Annotated in this window: 12 protein-coding genes and 2 tRNA genes; 1 reads left to right on the forward strand and 13 read right to left on the reverse strand. The window is 61.3% G+C overall.

Going from position 1 to position 16,814, the window contains the following annotated elements; translation table 11 throughout:
* Positions 1-286 precede the first annotated feature (286 nt).
* The 4 genes from PQQ51_RS33095 to gltX all read right to left on the reverse strand — a co-directional run bounded on the left by PQQ51_RS33095 (position 287) and on the right by gltX (position 4,290).
* On the reverse strand, positions 287-1,183 hold the full coding sequence (locus PQQ51_RS33095) for a DUF5677 domain-containing protein (protein ID WP_408501412.1): 897 nt from the start codon (positions 1,181-1,183) through the stop codon (positions 287-289).
* 17 nt (positions 1,184-1,200) lie between these two features.
* Positions 1,201-2,535: a tyrosine-type recombinase/integrase gene (locus PQQ51_RS33100; RefSeq protein ID WP_408501413.1), complete on the reverse strand. Its 1,335-nt coding sequence runs from the start codon at positions 2,533-2,535 to the stop codon at positions 1,201-1,203.
* Between the two features lie 147 nt (positions 2,536-2,682).
* Positions 2,683-2,758: transfer RNA gene (locus PQQ51_RS33105), tRNA-Ala, on the reverse strand.
* A gap of 122 nt (positions 2,759-2,880) precedes the next feature.
* Positions 2,881-4,290, reverse strand: a complete 1,410-nt coding sequence (gltX, locus tag PQQ51_RS33110) for a glutamate--tRNA ligase (protein ID WP_408501414.1) — start codon at positions 4,288-4,290, stop codon at positions 2,881-2,883.
* A 439-nt stretch (positions 4,291-4,729) separates the two neighbouring features.
* On the opposite strand from gltX, the gene PQQ51_RS33115 reads away from it, so the two are divergent.
* The gene (locus tag PQQ51_RS33115; RefSeq protein WP_408501415.1) at positions 4,730-5,680 is read left to right on the forward strand and encodes a patatin-like phospholipase family protein; all 951 of its coding nucleotides are present in this window, start codon (positions 4,730-4,732) and stop codon (positions 5,678-5,680) included.
* A 112-nt stretch (positions 5,681-5,792) separates the two neighbouring features.
* Here PQQ51_RS33115 and PQQ51_RS33120 read toward each other — a convergent pair whose 3' ends face one another.
* The 9 genes from PQQ51_RS33120 to tilS form a co-directional block, all read right to left on the reverse strand.
* Positions 5,793-6,458 carry a C40 family peptidase gene (locus tag PQQ51_RS33120; protein ID WP_408501416.1) on the reverse strand — a complete coding sequence of 222 codons (666 nt, stop codon included), beginning with the start codon at positions 6,456-6,458 and terminating at the stop codon, positions 5,793-5,795.
* A 136-nt stretch (positions 6,459-6,594) separates the two neighbouring features.
* On the reverse strand, positions 6,595-8,199 hold the full coding sequence (locus PQQ51_RS33125; protein WP_408501423.1) for an ABC transporter ATP-binding protein: 1,605 nt from the start codon (positions 8,197-8,199) through the stop codon (positions 6,595-6,597).
* Between the two features lie 26 nt (positions 8,200-8,225).
* Entirely contained in the window at positions 8,226-9,332 is a 1,107-nt protein-coding gene (locus PQQ51_RS33130) for an ABC transporter permease (protein WP_408501417.1), read from the reverse strand.
* Positions 9,332-10,369 (reverse strand): microcin C ABC transporter permease YejB, encoded by a 1,038-nt coding sequence (locus tag PQQ51_RS33135; protein WP_408501418.1) that lies wholly within the window; start codon positions 10,367-10,369, stop codon positions 9,332-9,334. Before PQQ51_RS33135 ends, PQQ51_RS33130 begins: the two co-directional genes overlap by 1 nt.
* 39 nt (positions 10,370-10,408) lie before the next feature.
* Complete coding sequence (locus tag PQQ51_RS33140; RefSeq protein WP_408501419.1) at positions 10,409-12,403, reverse strand: extracellular solute-binding protein; 1,995 nt, start codon at positions 12,401-12,403, stop codon at positions 10,409-10,411.
* Between the two features lie 185 nt (positions 12,404-12,588).
* Entirely contained in the window at positions 12,589-12,936 is a 348-nt protein-coding gene (locus PQQ51_RS33145; RefSeq protein WP_408501420.1) for a hypothetical protein, read from the reverse strand.
* Between the two features lie 458 nt (positions 12,937-13,394).
* Positions 13,395-13,488, reverse strand: a tRNA-Ser gene (locus tag PQQ51_RS33150).
* A gap of 220 nt (positions 13,489-13,708) precedes the next feature.
* On the reverse strand, positions 13,709-14,959 hold the full coding sequence (locus PQQ51_RS33155) for an aspartate kinase (protein ID WP_408501421.1): 1,251 nt from the start codon (positions 14,957-14,959) through the stop codon (positions 13,709-13,711).
* 384 nt (positions 14,960-15,343) lie between these two features.
* On the reverse strand, positions 15,344-16,814 hold a 1,471-nt coding region (gene tilS / locus PQQ51_RS33160), incomplete at its 5' end, for a tRNA lysidine(34) synthetase TilS (protein ID WP_408501422.1).

Consider the following 16,814-nt stretch of genomic DNA (forward strand, 5'->3'; position numbering starts at 1 on the left):
TGCGAAGGGCTCAAAAAAGACCCGCATCACTCGGTACGTATTCCGGAAGGCACCGATAACGGCTTGTAAAATCCGCCGCAATTTTGATGGTTGATTTGTAGGTCGTAAAAAACAAAAACCCCGTAGAACGTTGATTCTACGGGGTTTTTAACCATCGACTGGCGGAGACGGAGGACTCGAACGCGCGCCCCTGCGTGACAGCCAAATTTATATATCCGCTCGTGTTCGACCTTACATTCCATGCCACCGAGTACAAGAGCGAACAGGCTAAATCGGAAAAATCAGGCTAAGATTTCTTAGTTTTCTTGGTATCGTACTCACCGTCATACAGGCCATCAAATGTGTGGAACAAACGGGTATTTACCCGCTCAATCCAGTCCATCGTACCTTTGAAATTATCATCATATAAGTCGATACGCTGGAGCCACAGCCGGAAAGACTTGATCGTAAAATTTACAATCGGCGTCACGTACCTGATGTCAGCGGGATGGTAGTCGGTGAAGGCGGAGAATGTCCCGTCATCATTGCGCACCAATCCCCAATCCATAGACTCGTTCCAAGAGCCGTGGATTGATTCAGACATCATCCCATAGGTGGCTGGATAGAGCTCGTCGTGTTCGATCTCAGCGAAAATGTCCCGGAAGCTTTTGCCCTGAAGCTGCCATTTATTTTTCTTCTGTTCCGCAAAGTCGTCCTTGGTCAGGCCTTCAAAATCCATCTTATCTTTGACGGCGGCGAGCAAACGCTTCCCCGCCTTCGTGTAAAAGAAGGCTGATCCGCTCTCCAATTCCCTGAGAACCCTGAGTCGATCCTTATAAGAACACTTGCGGTAATCCTCGATCGCGGCGACGCCGCTCAGCATCAGATAGCTGGCGATCGTCGTCGCTTCGATGAGAGGGCGCTCGAAGATCGCAATAACCTCGGCGTTATCCTGTTCGTGATACTTCACGCATTCTTTGAGGAGCTTGCAGATGCGGACGAGGAGCCCGAGGATAGGCGCGTCATCGATCGAATATCCGGTTGGATTACGCTCGACGTTGCGCATCCGTGTGAGCACATCATAAATCTCTGCGACGTCTTTGAAGAATTGGACCGAGAACATGTGTAGCCCTTCAAGAGAGCTGAAATGCTTCTCGATATAGGGTGGCTGATATTTTTCGGTAATCTGGGTGAATTCGATCATGCCGCAGTCAACCCTCTTCAAACTTCGACGAAATCGGCTGTCATCTTGCCAAATTTTCTGACAAGAGCGGGAACCTTCCCTTCTGCCAACGCGTCGAGCAAGTCCGCCCAAGCCTGGACCATATATCTCCGTTGCTCCAAGAGCGTCGCCCTGTCGTAACTATCTCCCAGTTCTTCGTCCGAACCATGCGCAAGGTGCCGTTCGATTACGTCCGGGTCCCAACCGAGATACTCGCGAATCAGGGTTCGCGCCGTCGCCCGAAACCCATGGCCAGTGATGTCTTCTTGCGTGTCATAGCCCAGCGCACGTAGTGCGCTGTTGACCGTATTCTCGCTCATATAGCGAGAGCCTTCAGAACGCCTTGCCATATTGCGAAAGATCGGCCCAATCGGTCCGGTCAAAGGTTGGATATCTCGCAAAAGGTCCACCGCCTGACTCGGCAAGGGGACTAAATGAGGTGGCGTCCGGGTATCTTGCTTTCTCCACTCACGGATCTTCATTTTTTCTGGTGGGCAAGTCCAGATCGCTGCATCAAGATCCATATCCTCCCAATGGGCAAAACGGAGCTGACCGGGCCGCTGGAATACGATCGGAGCAAGCTGCAGGGCTGCGCGCGTAATGATGTTTCCGTTATATGCCCGGATGTCTCTTACCAGTTGGCCCAAGCGCTTGGGGTCGGTGATAGCGGCATAGCTGCGCCCCCGCGATGCAGGCAATCCACCTGTAGCACCCGTCATGAAATTCTGCCCACGCTCAAGTACACCGGTATCCGCGGCGTACTGGTACACGTCCACCACATACCCTTTTACGCGCTGTGCGGTCTCCAAATTCCCGCGATCCTTGATACGGTGCAGGCACCGCACAATCTCGGTCTGGAGAATCGATGGTATCGGATGTCTCCCGATCCACGGAAACACGTGTAGCGCCAGCGCTCGAATGACCTTGTCGGCATAGTGCTTAGACCAGGTCCGGTCCTTGTTCGCCTGCGCGTGCCAGATGCGCGCGACTGCCTCGAACGTATTCAACCGCTGAATCCGCTCGCGCTCCTGCGCCGCCCGACGATCCTGCTTGGGGTCAACGCCATTGGCCCTCTTCTCGGCCAGTTGGCGCGCCTTCTGGCGGGCCACGGCCAGGGAAACTACGGGATACCGCCCCAAACCGAGTTTGACCTCCCGGCCATCCTGCTTGTAGCGGTAGATCCATACCTTACGAGTCGGACGTACCCTAAGGAACAGCCCTTCCCCGTCAGAAAGGAAATATTCTGTGGGACGATGCGAAGCGGACTGGATCTGACGATCAGTGAGTAGGCCCATGGCGGTGTACCCCGAAATCGAGAATGGCGGCAAACCCATTTTGGGGTACGCCGTCGGGTACACGCAAATGCAGGAACACGCCGGAACGAGGCGGAAGAAAGAGGACAGCGGAAAAAGATAAAGCCCTGATTTCTCAGGGCTTTTCGGACTTCAGTGGCTGTCTGCGGCACATCAATAATGTTCTGATGGTGGAGGTAAGCGGGATCGAACCGCTGACCTCTTGCATGCCATGCAAGCGCTCTCCCAGCTGAGCTATACCCCCCTTGCAGAACAGAAACGAGATGATAGAGGCCAATTTGCGCTTTGTAAAGACCCTTTGAGCAATTGCATGCGACTTTTTTCACAAGTCGCATGCAAACCCTCTCAAGGTCCACAGGAACACGCTCAGCTCAACGCTTTTTCGATACGGCTCACGACAACCTCGCGACCGAACAGCATCAGCACGCTATCGATCGACGGCGTATGCGTGGTGCCCGCCACGACGAGCCGCACCGGCATCGCGAGTTGCGGCATTTTCAGCTTGTGCGCGCCGAGCGTCGCCTTCAATGCTGCGGCGATCGCTTCCTTGGTCCATTCGACCGTTTTCAATGCGACGGCCAGATCGGCCAGCGCGGGCCGGACAACGTCGGTAATGTGCTGCGCGAGCGCTTCGGCTTCCGGCGCCGGCGTGCGATAGAACATCGCCGCATTTTCAGCGATTTCCTTCACCGTCGACGCACGATCCTTCAGCAACGCCACCACCGCCGTCAGATCGGCGCCCTGCGCGATCGCGGCGTCGTCGATATTCAATTCCGCGAAGAACGGCTTGGCCAGTTCCGCGAGACGCGCGTTGTCGGCTTCCTTGATGTAGTGCGCGTTGAGCCAGTTCAGTTTGTCGTGGTCGTATTGCGCCGGCGATTTGCCGAGATGGTCCAGATCGAACCATTCGACGAATTGCTCGCGCGTGAAGACCTCCGCATCGCCATGCGACCAGCCCAGACGCGCCAGATAGTTGACCACCGCTTCCGGCAGAAAACCCGCGTCGCGATAGCCGGTCACGCTCATTGCGCCATGACGCTTGCTCATCTTCTCGCCCTGCTCGTTCAGCACGGTCGGCAAGTGCGCATACACCGGCGGCTCGCCGCCGAGCGCGCGCAGGATGTTGATCTGACGCGGCGTGTTGTTCACGTGGTCGTCGCCGCGAATCACGTGCGTGATACGCATGTCGAGATCGTCTACCACCACGCAGAAGTTATAGGTCGGTGTGCCGTCCGGGCGGGCGATCACGAGGTCGTCGAGTTCTTCGTTCGAGATCTCGATGCGGCCCTTCACCGCGTCGTCCCACGCGACCACGCCGGTCAGCGGGTTACGGAAACGCAGCACCGGCTGCACGCCCGCCGGCGGCTCCGGCAGAACCTTGCCCGGTTCCGGGCGCCATGTACCGTCGTAGCGCGGCTTTTCGCCGGCTTCGCGCTGACGTTCGCGCAGCGCGTCCAGCTCTTCCGTCGACATGTAGCACGGATACACGAGGCCCGCATCCTGCATCTGCTTGAGCACTTCGCGATAACGGTCCATGCGCTGCATCTGGTAGAACGGGCCTTCGTCGAAATCGAGGCCGAGCCACGCCATGCCTTCCAGAATCGCGTCCACGGATTCGGACGTGGAACGCTCCAGGTCGGTGTCCTCGATCCGCAGTACGAAGGTCCCTTTCATCTTGCGCGCGAACGCCCACGGATAGAGCGCGGAGCGAATGTTGCCGAGGTGGATGAAGCCGGTGGGACTCGGTGCGAAACGGGTACGAACGGAGGTGGTCATTAGCGGTTACTCGGAAAACAGGCGCCGGCGCCGTGGCGAACATAACCAGCGAAGCGCGGCAGCGGACCGCGCCCGTGCGGCAGACAGACGCCATGCACGGACACGAGGGAAATAAATAAGAGAGCCGAATTATACCTTCCGGGAGCGTATCGCCCGCCCTCGTCCGAATGGCCAGGGGCGCGGCTGATGCGCGGCAACGCGAGGCCCAGGCAACGGCCGGGGAGCACCCGAACGCTTCCTCTGCAACGATTCGTTACCGGGCTCTCGTGTGCGCGACGCTTTGATTTATGATGTGCGCGCGCCGCGGCTCGGATAGAACCGCAGCGCATGCCCCGATAAACGGCGCTCGCCGCCGGGCGCCTCCCCGTTTGACTATCCGCCTGATCGCGGCACGGCGCGCACGTCGATCGCGCCGCCTGCGCCGTTGCTGGAGAACCCGTTGAAACCGTCATCCCCTCGCCTTGCCCGCCGCAACTTTTCGCTGGCCGCCGCCTCCGCCGTGCTGGCCGCCTGCACCACGACGGGCAGCAAAACCGACAACACGCCGATCGCCACCGCGCCGCCGTCCTCGACCACCCCGCCGCTCGACAAACCGCAGCGGCCGGTGCGCGTCGCGCTGGCACTCGGCGGTGGCGCCGCGCGCGGCTTCGCGCATATCGGCGTGATCAAGGCGCTCGAGGCGCGCAACATCCAGGTCGACCTGGTGGCCGGCACGAGCGCCGGCTCGGTGGTCGGCGCGCTGTACGCATCGGGGATGAACGGTTTTGCGCTGAACAAACTCGCGTTGACGATGGACGAAGCGTCGATCAGCGACTGGGCGATGCCGTTTCGCACGCGCGGTTTCCTGCAAGGGGTTGCGCTGCAGAACTACCTGAACACGACACTCAACAACCGGCCGATCGAAAAGATGGTGAAACCGCTCGGCGTGGTCGCAACCGACCTGAAGACCGGTCAGCCGATCCTGTTCCAGCGCGGCAACACCGGCATCGCGGTGCGTGCGTCGTGCAGTGTGCCGTCGATTTTCGAGCCGGTGAAGATCGGCGGACACGAGTACGTGGACGGCGGTCTGGTGAGTCCGGTGCCCGCCTCGTTCGCGCGCAAGATGGGCGCGGATTTCGTGATTGCCGTCGACATCTCGCAGCGCCCGGAAAGCGGCCTCACGGCCAGCTCGTTCGACGTGCTGATGCAGACCTTCACGATCATGGGCCAGACCATCAAGGCCTATGAACTCGACAAGTACGCCGACATCGTGATCCGTCCGAATCTGGCCGCGATGAGCGGCAGCGATTTCTCGCAGCGCAACGCGGCGATTCTCGCGGGCGAGGAAGCAGTCGCGAAGATGATGCCGGAGTTGCAACGCAAGCTGGCGGCGAGCCGCGTGGCGGCGTAAGCACCACGCCGCAGTTGCGTCAGCAAACACACCACCAAACGCAAAAAGCCTGCTTCGAAACCGAAGCAGGCTTTTTTGTCGCGCCCGTCGGAACGGACGCGCCGCAGATCAATTACTGATTGCCGCCGAGCGTCGCATTCACGCGCTTGCGCAAATCTTCACCTTCCTGGTACGAGGTTTCGATCCGGCGTGCGCCGGTGAAGCGCTTTTCCCAGTAGCCGCTATCCATGTCGTCGACGCGGATCGTGCTGCCCGTGGAAGGCGAATGCACGAACTTGTTGTCGCCGATATAGATGCCGACGTGCGAGAACGTACGGCGCATCGTGTTGAAGAACACCAGATCGCCCGGCTTCAGGTCGCTCACGCGAACCTTTTCGCCGACGCGGCTCATTTCCTCAGCGCGACGCGGCAGCGCCATACCGAGCGTGTCCTGGAACACATAGCGCACGAAGCCGCTGCAATCGAGCCCCGAATCCGGCGTGTTGCCACCCCAACGGTAGCGCACGCCGATCATGTTCAGCGCGCCGACCACCACGTCGCCCGCTTTGCCGGCCATGCCGGACAGGAACGATTTGGCGCCGCCGCTGCTATCGGGCGCGGCTGCTTGCGGGTTCAGGAGGGACAACGAACTCGACCCGCTGGAGGTCGAGAGTGACGCATTCTGATTCGAACTGCTGACTTCGTCGGCGAAAGCGCCGGGTGCTGCTGCGATCAAGACGCCAATGAACATCCCGGCGACGACGCGCGTGCAAGCCTGGGTGAGATTTCTGTGCTGCATTGGTCGGTAGTTTTTGCCTAAAAATCAGTGGGATACGGAAAAAGTTTGGTCGATACTAGCCAGTAAGTATTCACGTGTCAAAACAAATAGAAAAATACAATCGCCGCACGCACCCAATTGGTGAAAGGGTGAAAAATCAATGGTCCAGCGCCGCTTCCAGCAGCTTTCGAGTGTAAGGGTGGGACGGGGTCGCAAAAATTTTCTCGACTTCGCCGCTTTCGACAATGGAACCGTTTTGCATGACCGCCACGCGATGCGCCATCGCCCCGATCACGGCCAGGTCGTGGCTGATGAACACGAAGCCGAGGTTGTACTTCTGTTGCAACCCGGCGAGCAGTTTGAGCACCTGCTGCTGGATCGACACGTCGAGCGCGCTGGTGGGTTCGTCGAGGATCAGGATGCGCGGCTCCAGCACCAGCGCGCGGGCGATCGCGATCCGCTGCCGCTGGCCGCCGGAAAACTCGTGCGGGTAGCGATACAGCACCGTGCGGTCGAGTCCGACTTCGCGCAATACCGACACCACCTTGTCGCGCCGTGCCTGTGGCGTCATCTGCGGCCGGTGCAGCGCGAGTCCTTCGCCGACGATCCGCTCGATTGTCTGGCGCGGCGACAGCGAACTGAACGGATCCTGGAAGACCACTTGCAGATTCGAGCGCAACGCGGTCTGTTCGGCGCCCCGATAGCTGCCGAGCGCCCTGCCCTGAAACTCGATCTCGCCGTGCGCAGTGCGTTGCAGACCGAGCAGCGCCATCGCGAGCGTCGACTTACCCGAACCCGATTCGCCGACGATGCCGAGCGTCTCCCCCTGGCGCACCGAAATGCTCGCATCCGCGACCGCGCGAAAACGCCCGGCGCCAAACCAGCCGCTGAAGCCCGGCAGCCGCGTCCTGAAATCGACCGATACGTCGCGCGCTTCGAGCAGCACCGGCGAGATCGGCAGCACCGGCACCACCGTACGCTCCGGCCGGCTCGCGAGCAGCCGCTGCGTGTACGGATGCTGCGGCGACTCGAACACCTGCTCGACCGGGCCGCTCTCGACCAGCACGCCCTTCTCCATCACCGCGATGCGCTGCGCGAAATGGCGCACCAGATTCAGATCGTGCGTGATCAGCAGCACGGCCATCCCGCGCGTCTCGGCTTCGTCGCGCTGCAATTCGAGCAGCAACTCGACGATCTGCGCGCGAATGGTCACGTCGAGCGCCGTGGTGGGCTCGTCGGCGAGCAGAAGACGCGGGCGGCATGCGAGCGCCATCGCGATCATCGCGCGTTGCCGCTGACCGCCCGAGAGCTGATGCGGATAGCTGTTCACGCGCTTGCCGGGCTCGGGGATGCCGGTACGCCCCAACAGCGCCACCGCGCGCTTGCGGGCCTCGCTCGCGCTCACGCCGTCATGCACGACGATGGTTTCCGCAATCTGGTCGCCGATCGTGTAGAGCGGATTGAGCGCGGTCATCGGCTCCTGGAAGATCATCGCGATATCCGAGCCGCGCAGGCCGCGCATCTCGCGCTCGCTTTTCGCGAGCAGATCTTCGCCGTCGAAACGGATCGCCCCGCTCACCTGCGCGTCGCTCAAGAGGCGCAGGATCGATAGCGCGGTCACGCTCTTGCCCGAACCCGATTCGCCGACCAGCGCGACCCGCTCGCCGCGCTGGATCGCGAGCGTGACGTCCTTCACCGCGACGGTGTCGCCGAACGTCACGTGAAGGCGATCGAGTTCCAGCAATGGCTGCGCGACTTTCATGCTCGCGTCGTTTTTCAGGCTGGCGCTCACTGGTTGCCTCCGGCACGCATCGCATCGGAGATGCGGGTATCGAGCGCGTTGCGCAGCGCGTCGCCCATGAAGGTCAGCAGCAACAGCATCGCCACCAGCACGCCGAACGTGGACAGCGAGATCCACCATGCGTCGAGATTCGCTTTGCCTTGCGCGAGCAACTCGCCGAGGCTCGGCGTAGGCGGCGGCACGCCCAGTCCGAGAAAATCGAGGCTCGTCAGCGCGAGAATCGCGCCGCTCATGCGAAACGGCAGGAACGTGATGACCGGCGTCAGACTGTTTGGCAACACGTGGCGCCACATGATCTGCCAGTTCGACAGACCCATCGCCCGTGCGGCGCGCACGTAGTCCTGATTGCGGTTGCGCAGAAATTCGGCGCGCACGTAGTCGGATAAACCGATCCACCCGAAGAGCGACAACAGCACGATCAGCAGGATGAAACCCGGCTCGAAGATCGACGAGAAAATGATCAGCAGATAGAGCTCAGGCAACGCGCTCCAGATTTCGATCAGCCGCTGGCCCAGGATATCGGTCCGTCCGCCGAAGAAGCCTTGCACCGCGCCCGCCGCGATCCCGAGCACGGTGCCGATCAGCGTCAGCACCAGCGCGAATTCCACCGACACGCGAAAGCCGTACAGCAAACGCGCGAGCAGATCGCGGCCGCGGTCGTCGGTGCCGAGCCAGTTGTCGCGCGACGGCGGCGCCGGATTCGGCGCCTTCGAAAAGTAGTTCAGCGTGTCGTAGTAGTACGGGTTCGGCGGGTACAGCGCGAAATTGCCGGGCGCGTCGAAACGATGCTTGATGTACGGGTCGAGGTAATCGGCGGGCGTCGGAAAATCGCCGCCGAACGTGGTCTCCGAATAGGTCTTGAAGAGCGGGAAATACAGTTGCCCTTCGTAACGCACCACGAGCGGTTTGTCGTTCGACCACAGCGGACCGGCAAGACTCACCGCGAACGCGACGACGAAAACGATCAGACTCCAGTAGCCGAGACGCTGCTGGCGAAAACGCCGCCACACGCGGCGCGCGGGCGAAGGCGAGACGAACGCGCGGGCCGGTTCGGTGCGCGGCGCCGCATCGGCTGGGAGACGGGCTCGATTCATCAGCGGTCCAGTTGTTCGAATTGGATGCGGGGATCGACCCACACGTAGCAAAGGTCGGAGATCAGCTTGGTCGCAAGACCGATCAGCGTGAACAGATACAGCGTGCCGAGCACCACCGGATAGTCGCGCCTCACCACCGATTCATACGACAGCAGTCCGAGCCCGTCGAGTGAAAACAGCGTCTCGATCAGCAGACTGCCGGTGAAGAACGCGCCGATGAACGCGGCCGGGAAACCGACGATCAACGGCAGCAACGCGTTGCGGAACACATGCTTCCAGAGCACGCGCTTTTCGGACAGACCTTTGGCGCGCGCGGTCAGCACGTATTGTTTGCGGATTTCGTCGAGGAACGCGTTTTTGGTGAGCATCGTGACGACCGCGAAGCTGCCCACCACCGACGCCGTGATCGGCAACGCGATATGCCACAGGTAGTCGAGAATCTTGCCGGCCACACTCAACTGCGCCCAGTTATCCGACGTGAGATTGCGCAGCGGAAACAGTTGCAGGAAAGTGCCGCCGCCGAACAGCACGAGCAGCAGCACGCCGAGCACGAAACCGGGAATCGCGTAACCGATCAGCACGACGAGACTCGTCGCCACGTCGAAACGCGAACCGTTGCGCACGGCTTTCGCGATGCCCAGCGGCACCGATATCAGATACGTGAGAAAGAAGGTCCATAAGCCGATGCTGATCGACACCGGCAGCTTCGACACGATCAACGCCCACACGCTCTGGTGGCGGAAGTAGCTCTGGCCGAGGTCGAAGGTGGCGAAACGCTTCAACATCAAACCGTAGCGCTCGAGCGGTGGCTTGTCGAAACCGTACAGCGCTTTCAGTTGCGCGATCTGCTGCGCGTCGACGCCGCTATGCGCGCGCAGGCCGAACGGCGAGCCGCCTTCCGCGCCTTTGCGCAGTTCGTGCTGCATCTGCTCGACCGGTCCGCCCGGCACGAACTGGATCACGACGAAGGTCAGCGTCAGTACGCCGAGCAGCGTCGGAATCATCAACAGCAGGCGTTTGAGGATGTAACTCCACATGGGCGGCGTTCCGGTGCGAAGGCAGTGAGTGAATGGACGTTACGGCTTGTGCGTTTGCTTGAGCGCTGGCGGTTGCGACGCGGCCTGCGTCTGCGTCTGCGGATCGGCGAACCACCACGTCGACGTGATCCAGCCCTCCGCCGCATAGTACAGAGGCAGCGTTTTCGGCCACGCAAGCCCGCGCTTGAAAGCGATCCGGTGCGATGCGCTGTACCAGTGCGGAATCACATAGTAGCCATGCATCAGCAGACGGTCGAGCGCGTGGGTCGCGTCCACCAGTTGTTCGCGCGTCTGTGCCTGCACGAGCGCGCGCAGCACCGCGTCGACCACCGGCGACTTCAGGCCGATCACGTTATCGGAGCCCTGCGTATCGGCAGCCTTGCTGCCGAAGCGATCGATCTGCTCGGTGCCCGGCACCTGCACGTCGGGCATGCGGATCGTCGTGGTGTCGAAGTCGAAACTGTCGAGGCGCTTCTGATACACCGCGAAATCGGACACACGGAAGGTGGCCGTGATGCCGAGCTTCTGCAAATTGCGCGTGAGCGTCGCGACGATCGGCGCCATCGTGGCCTCGGAGCCGGAATCGTCGAGAATCTCGAACTGGAACGGCTCGCCTTTCGCGTTACGCAACGCGCCGTCGCGATAGGTCCAGCCGGCCTGCTGCAACAGCGCGCGCGCCTGCAACAGATTGGCGCGCAACGAACCCGGCGGATTCGTGTCCGGTTGCTTCGGCGGCTCGCCGAACACGGCCGGATCGAGTTGCGCGCGCCACGGGTTAAGCAAAGCCAGTTCGCCCGCCGACGGCAAACCCTTCGCCTGCAAATCCGTGTTGGCGAAGAAACTGTCGATGCGCGTGTACTGGTTGAAGAACAGTTGACGATTGAGCCACTGGAAATCCAGCGCGAGATCGAGCGCCTTGCGCACCCGCACGTCCTGAAACAACGGCCGGCGCAAATTGAGCATGAAGCCCTGCATGCCGGTGCCGTTATGTTGCGGAAATTCGCGCTTGATCAACTCGCCGCTGTCGAATTTCTTGCCGACGTCGCGCCGCACCCAGTTACGCGCGACGTACTCGACCATCGCGTCGTACTCGCCTGCCTTGAACGCCTCGAGACGCGCGACGCTATCCGAGTAGAGCTTGTAGACGATGCGCTCGAAGTTGTTCGTGCCGACGCGAACCGGCAGCGCGGCGCCCCAGTAATTCGGGTCGCGCCGGAAGCTGATCGTGCGGCCATTGTCGTATTGATCGATCAGATACGGGCCGCTGCCGATCGGCTTTTCGAACGCCAGTTGATCGAACGGAATTCGGCTGCCGTCCGGCCGCAAACCCCACTTGTGCGAAAACACCGGCATGCTGCCGGCCAGCAACGGCAGCTCGCGATTGCGCTGACGAAACTCGAAGCGAATCGTATGCGCATCGACCACCACCGCGCCCTTGATCTCGGCGAAGATCGACGCGAATTGCGGCGCGGCTTGAGGGCTTTTCAGCGTGTCGAGCGAGTACTTCACGTCGTCCGCGGTGACGGGATCGCCGTTCGAAAAACGCGCGCGCGGATTGATGTGGAACGTGGTGGACAGGCCGTCGGGCGCGATGGCGATGTCGTCGGCGAGCAGGCAATACGCCGACGCGACTTCGTCGCTACTGCCGACGGTCAGGCTTTCGAACAGGTCGCCCACGCCGGGCGCGGTGTTGCCGCGCAACGTGAACGGATTGAATTTATCGAAGCTGGTGAGGCGGCTCGGGTTGGCCAGCACAAGCGTGCCGCCCTTCGGCGCATCGGGATTGACGTAGTCGAAGTGCTTGAAATCCGCCGGGTATTTGGGCTCGCCGTATTGCGCGATCGCGTAGACCGCGTGAGCCTGCGGGGCGGCCAGCAGACTGCCTAGCGCTGCGGCGGCGTAGACCGCGCCGACGCCGGCACGCGCGGAGCGACTTGAGCGCTGGATGAATCCGGAACCGACACGCGAGAGTGTATGAAGCACGCTGCAGCGAAGTGCATGAGGCGTTGGAACCCGTCGCGAGCCAGTTGTCATGGAGGCCTTGTTGTCAGAGGATGAAAACCGAGTGAAGGAATTCTACCCAATAACCTTGCGAAAACCTCAGTGGACGTGGCACCGCGCGACGCAATCGCCGGCAAACGCGCAATAAAAAACCGCCCTCTTCGGACGGTTCGGGCGGCTTCTTTTCCTGCAACTACATCGACCAACGCGTGAGACGCTCAGTGCCAGCCGCGATGATTGTCGTAGTGGTCACGGCCGTAGTCGTAACGACCCGGCGGATGATGGCGATACCAGTCATCACGCCCCCAGTAGCGGCGGCCGTCCCAGTAACGGTCGCCATGCCAGCCGATCACGATGGCGGGGCCGCCGTAGTAAACCGGAGCCGGCTGATACACGACGGGCGGCGGCGGGGGGGGCGGCGGTGCATAGACCGGAGCCGGTGCGACGTAGACGGGCGCGGGAATGCCGATATTGACACCGATGTTGAGCCCGCCGGCCATTGCAGCACCTGACGCGCCCAGCGCGAGAACCCCGATCACAAGTGGGACAAGACGAGCGGACTTCATGGATCACCCTTTTGAAGAATGTGTTGTGGCCGAAATATAGCGCAAGGGAGTGTCGCGCGTATTTCAAGTTTGTAATAACTGATGCATAAGATCGCGTGTAGGGCCCCCACGTTACGTCTCGTTACATCGGACAAAGACTGGGTGAGAAAGTCATGGGGTTGTAATGGCGTTGAGCGGGCGCGCGAATAATGAGTCGACTGGGTGTCGATCGCGCGGCCGAATTTATAGGAGCCGACAGCAGGATAAAATTAGTAGGATGACGAATCATTTGGCGCACGTGCATGCGAGCTAATCAGTGCATCCATCACCCGCTTCGTCGGACGCACGCGACAATCCGACAGTCCATCAGTACGGCCAACGCCACGACATGCTGCCCTCTGTCGAAAAGAGCGCATTTCACCGCAGAAAAAACAAAACCCCGCAGAGCCTAGACTCTGCGGGGTTCTCTCTACCACTTCTGGCGGAGACGGAGGGATTCGAACCCTCGATCCAGGTTTTGGCCCAGATGCTCCCTTAGCAGGGGAGTGCCTTCGACCTCTCGGCCACGTCTCCCAAACTTTCGGTTGCGCAGGGAGTCAGCGCAACGAAGCCAAGATAATAGCGGGCCGAACCGCACAGGTCAATGTCCAGGACACACTTTTTGTGCCAGTTCTGTCATCGCCGCGCAATTTATTCAACTACGGTATTCAACTGCGGTCGCCGAAATACAAACGGGGCGCACATGTGCGCCCCGTTGTTCGTCGACCAAACGCGTCGAAGGGCGAATTACGCGTTACGCCTGATCCAGTTCGAACGCCTTATGCAGCGCGCGCACCGCGAGCTCCATATACTTTTCGTCGATCAGCACGGAAATCTTGATTTCGGAGGTCGAGATCATCTGAATGTTGATGCCCTCTTCCGACAGCGTGCGGAACATCGTGCTCGCGATACCCACGTGCGAACGCATGCCGACGCCGACCACCGACACCTTCGACACCTTCGGATCGCCCAGCACCTGTTCGGCCTGCACGTGACCCTTCACCTGGCCCGTGAGAATGTCCATCGCGCGCTGATAGTCGCCGCGGCCGACCGTGAACGTGAACGCCGTTTTACCTTCGACGCTCTGGTTCTGGATGATCATGTCGACGTCGATATTCGCGTCCGCCACCGGGCCGAGAATCTGATACGCGATGCCCGGCTTGTCGGGCACACCCATCACGGCGATACGAGCTTCATCGCGCTGGAACGCGATGCCCGAGATGACTGCTTTTTCCATGGTCTCGTCTTCTTCAAAAGTAATCAGGGTGCCCGACGTCATTTCGGTGTCGAGCGGGATGAGCGGATCGGTCAGGCTCGACAGCACGCGCGTCTTCACCTGATATTTGCCGGCGAATTCCACCGAGCGGATCTGCAGCACCTTGGAACCCAGGCTTGCCATTTCCAGCATTTCTTCGAACGTCACACGATCGAGGCGGCGCGCTTCTTCCACCACGCGCGGGTCGGTCGTGTAGACGCCGTCGACGTCCGTATAGATCAGGCACTCGTCGGCTTTCAGCGCAGCGGCCACTGCCACAGCGGACGTATCCGAACCGCCGCGGCCGAGCGTGGTGATGTTGCCTTCGGGGTCGATGCCCTGGAAGCCTGTAATCACGACGACTTTACCCGCGTCGAGATCGCGCAGCACGCGCTCGCCGTCGATTTCGCTGATGCGCGCTTTCGTGAACGCGCTATCCGTTTTGACCGGCACTTGCCAGCCCGCGTAGCTGACCGCGTCGACACCGGCGTCTTGCAGCGCGATCGCCAGCAGGCCGGAGCTGACCTGCTCGCCGGTCGCGGCGATCATGTCGAGTTCGCGCGGGCTCGGCTGACCCGTGATTTCTTTCGCGAGACCAAGCAAACGGTTGGTTTCGCCTGACATCGCCGACGGCACGACCACCAACTTGTGGCCAGCCTTGTGCCATTTCGCGACGCGCTTGGCGACGTTCTTGATGCGCTCGACCGAGCCCATCGAGGTGCCGCCGTATTTATGTACGATGAGTGCCATTGTCGTTCTGAACTGGAGGATAAACCGCGCTGGCGCGCTGGAGACGACCGCACAAAAGCACAGGAGCGCAACGTCTTGTGAACGACGGCAAAGTGTGTGGCGGCGTAAATGCAGCACGCGTAGAAACGCGCGGATTTGCCCGGGAATGATCGCTAGTGGCTACCGGAACACGACGGATCACGCTCGAAAAACCGGCAGCGGCGACGGCAGCGACGGCGAAATCGGGTCGGGCAAACAAGTTAAATTACCCGATCGGGCGTAAAAAGACAAGCCAGAAGGCCCGGCAAATGATGCAGTTCACGTGCCGCAAACGCTTGTCCGCTCAGCTTGTGCGCATTATTTCGGAATTCACCGGCTGGATCATTCAGACGTCCGACCGGCCGGTCAGGCGATCAGCAGATCTTCGCGCCAGAGAATCCGGATGCGGGGTTCGGCGGCATCGTGCAATTCGGGTAGCGCCGCACGATTTACGCCGAGAAGCGGCACGAACAGCAACGCGTCGCCAATATAAAGCAGCGGCACGTCGCGCTTCCAGGCGGGCACCGCGCGCTCCTGGAACAGGTTTTTCAGCGTACGGCTCGGGGCGTTCGGTGCCGCGCCGATTCGCATGCGCTCGCCGCCGCTGCGCGAACGTGCGCTCAGCACTGCCGCACGCAACACGCTGACGGGGATCGTGTCGGTATCGTTCGACGATGCGGCGCCTTCATCCGACACACCAGCATCAGGATCTGTATCGACGTCGGCGAAAACGAAGGTCCCGCGCCATTGCGGCAAACGCCAGATCGATTCGCCCTGCCACGCGAGTTCGCTGACCGCGCGCGCGCGCGGCGCCGTTTCGTCGGCGGGTTCGCTGCTGTCGCCTGCTTCCCAGTAGACGAGGTCGCGGTAACTGCGCAGCGCCTGCCCCGCATGATCGACACGCAGATGATGGCCCTCGCCTGCCGCGCCTATTTCGCGCAACTGGCGCAACGCATCGGTCAAACGCGCAGTCGATGCCGTGGCGAGACCCAACGTGCGCATCCAGTAGCGCAACAGGTTTAGCGCACGCTCGTCGTCGAGTGCCAGCAGCAAGTCGTGCGATAGCGCACGGCCTTCATCACGCGCTATCGCATTCATATCGATACGCGCGAGCTCGTCGAGCAGACGCTGCGCCGAAGCCGCATGCGCAGCCGTGCGCGCGAGCGCATCGCGAAAACCAGGAAAGTGGACCGCTAACGCCGGCGTCACCTCGTGACGCAATGCGTTGCGAGCATAGCGTGTATCGGCGTTCGATTCGTCGTCGATATAGCGTAGATCGCGAGCGTTCGCATACTGCTCGAGTTGCGCGCGCAACACATGCAGCAGCGGCCGCACACGCAGCGCCGAAGTGCCCGCCGGCAGATACTCGGGCGCCATCGCCGCCAGACCCGCCAGACCCGCGCCACGCAGCAACTGCAACAGCACGGTTTCGGCCTGATCGTCTGCATGTTGCGCGAGCCATAACGCGTGAACGCCGTGCGCCGCGCACATCGCATCCAGCGCGCGATAACGCGCATCGCGCGCGGCCGCTTCGACACTCATGCCCTGCCCGCGCGACACGTCGACACGTTGCGCTGCGAATTCAATACCGCGTTCTTGCGCAAACGCCTCGCAGTGCGCGAGCCATTCGTCGGCGTGAGCGCTGAGGCCGTGATGCACATGCAACGCAATGCAACGCGACGCACCCGCGACACGCACCGCCGCATCGAGCAGCACGCTCGAATCGACGCCGCCGCTCAACGCCACCGCGAAGCGCGCATTCACCGGCAACGCGGACAGGGCCACGCCGACCGCCTCGAAAACCCGGGGGGGGGCGGGGGGCTTATGGGGGGTTGGG

Origin of the sequence: Paraburkholderia xenovorans (assembly GCF_046030735.1) — a bacterium.
Lineage (GTDB): Bacteria > Pseudomonadota > Gammaproteobacteria > Burkholderiales > Burkholderiaceae > Paraburkholderia > Paraburkholderia xenovorans_A.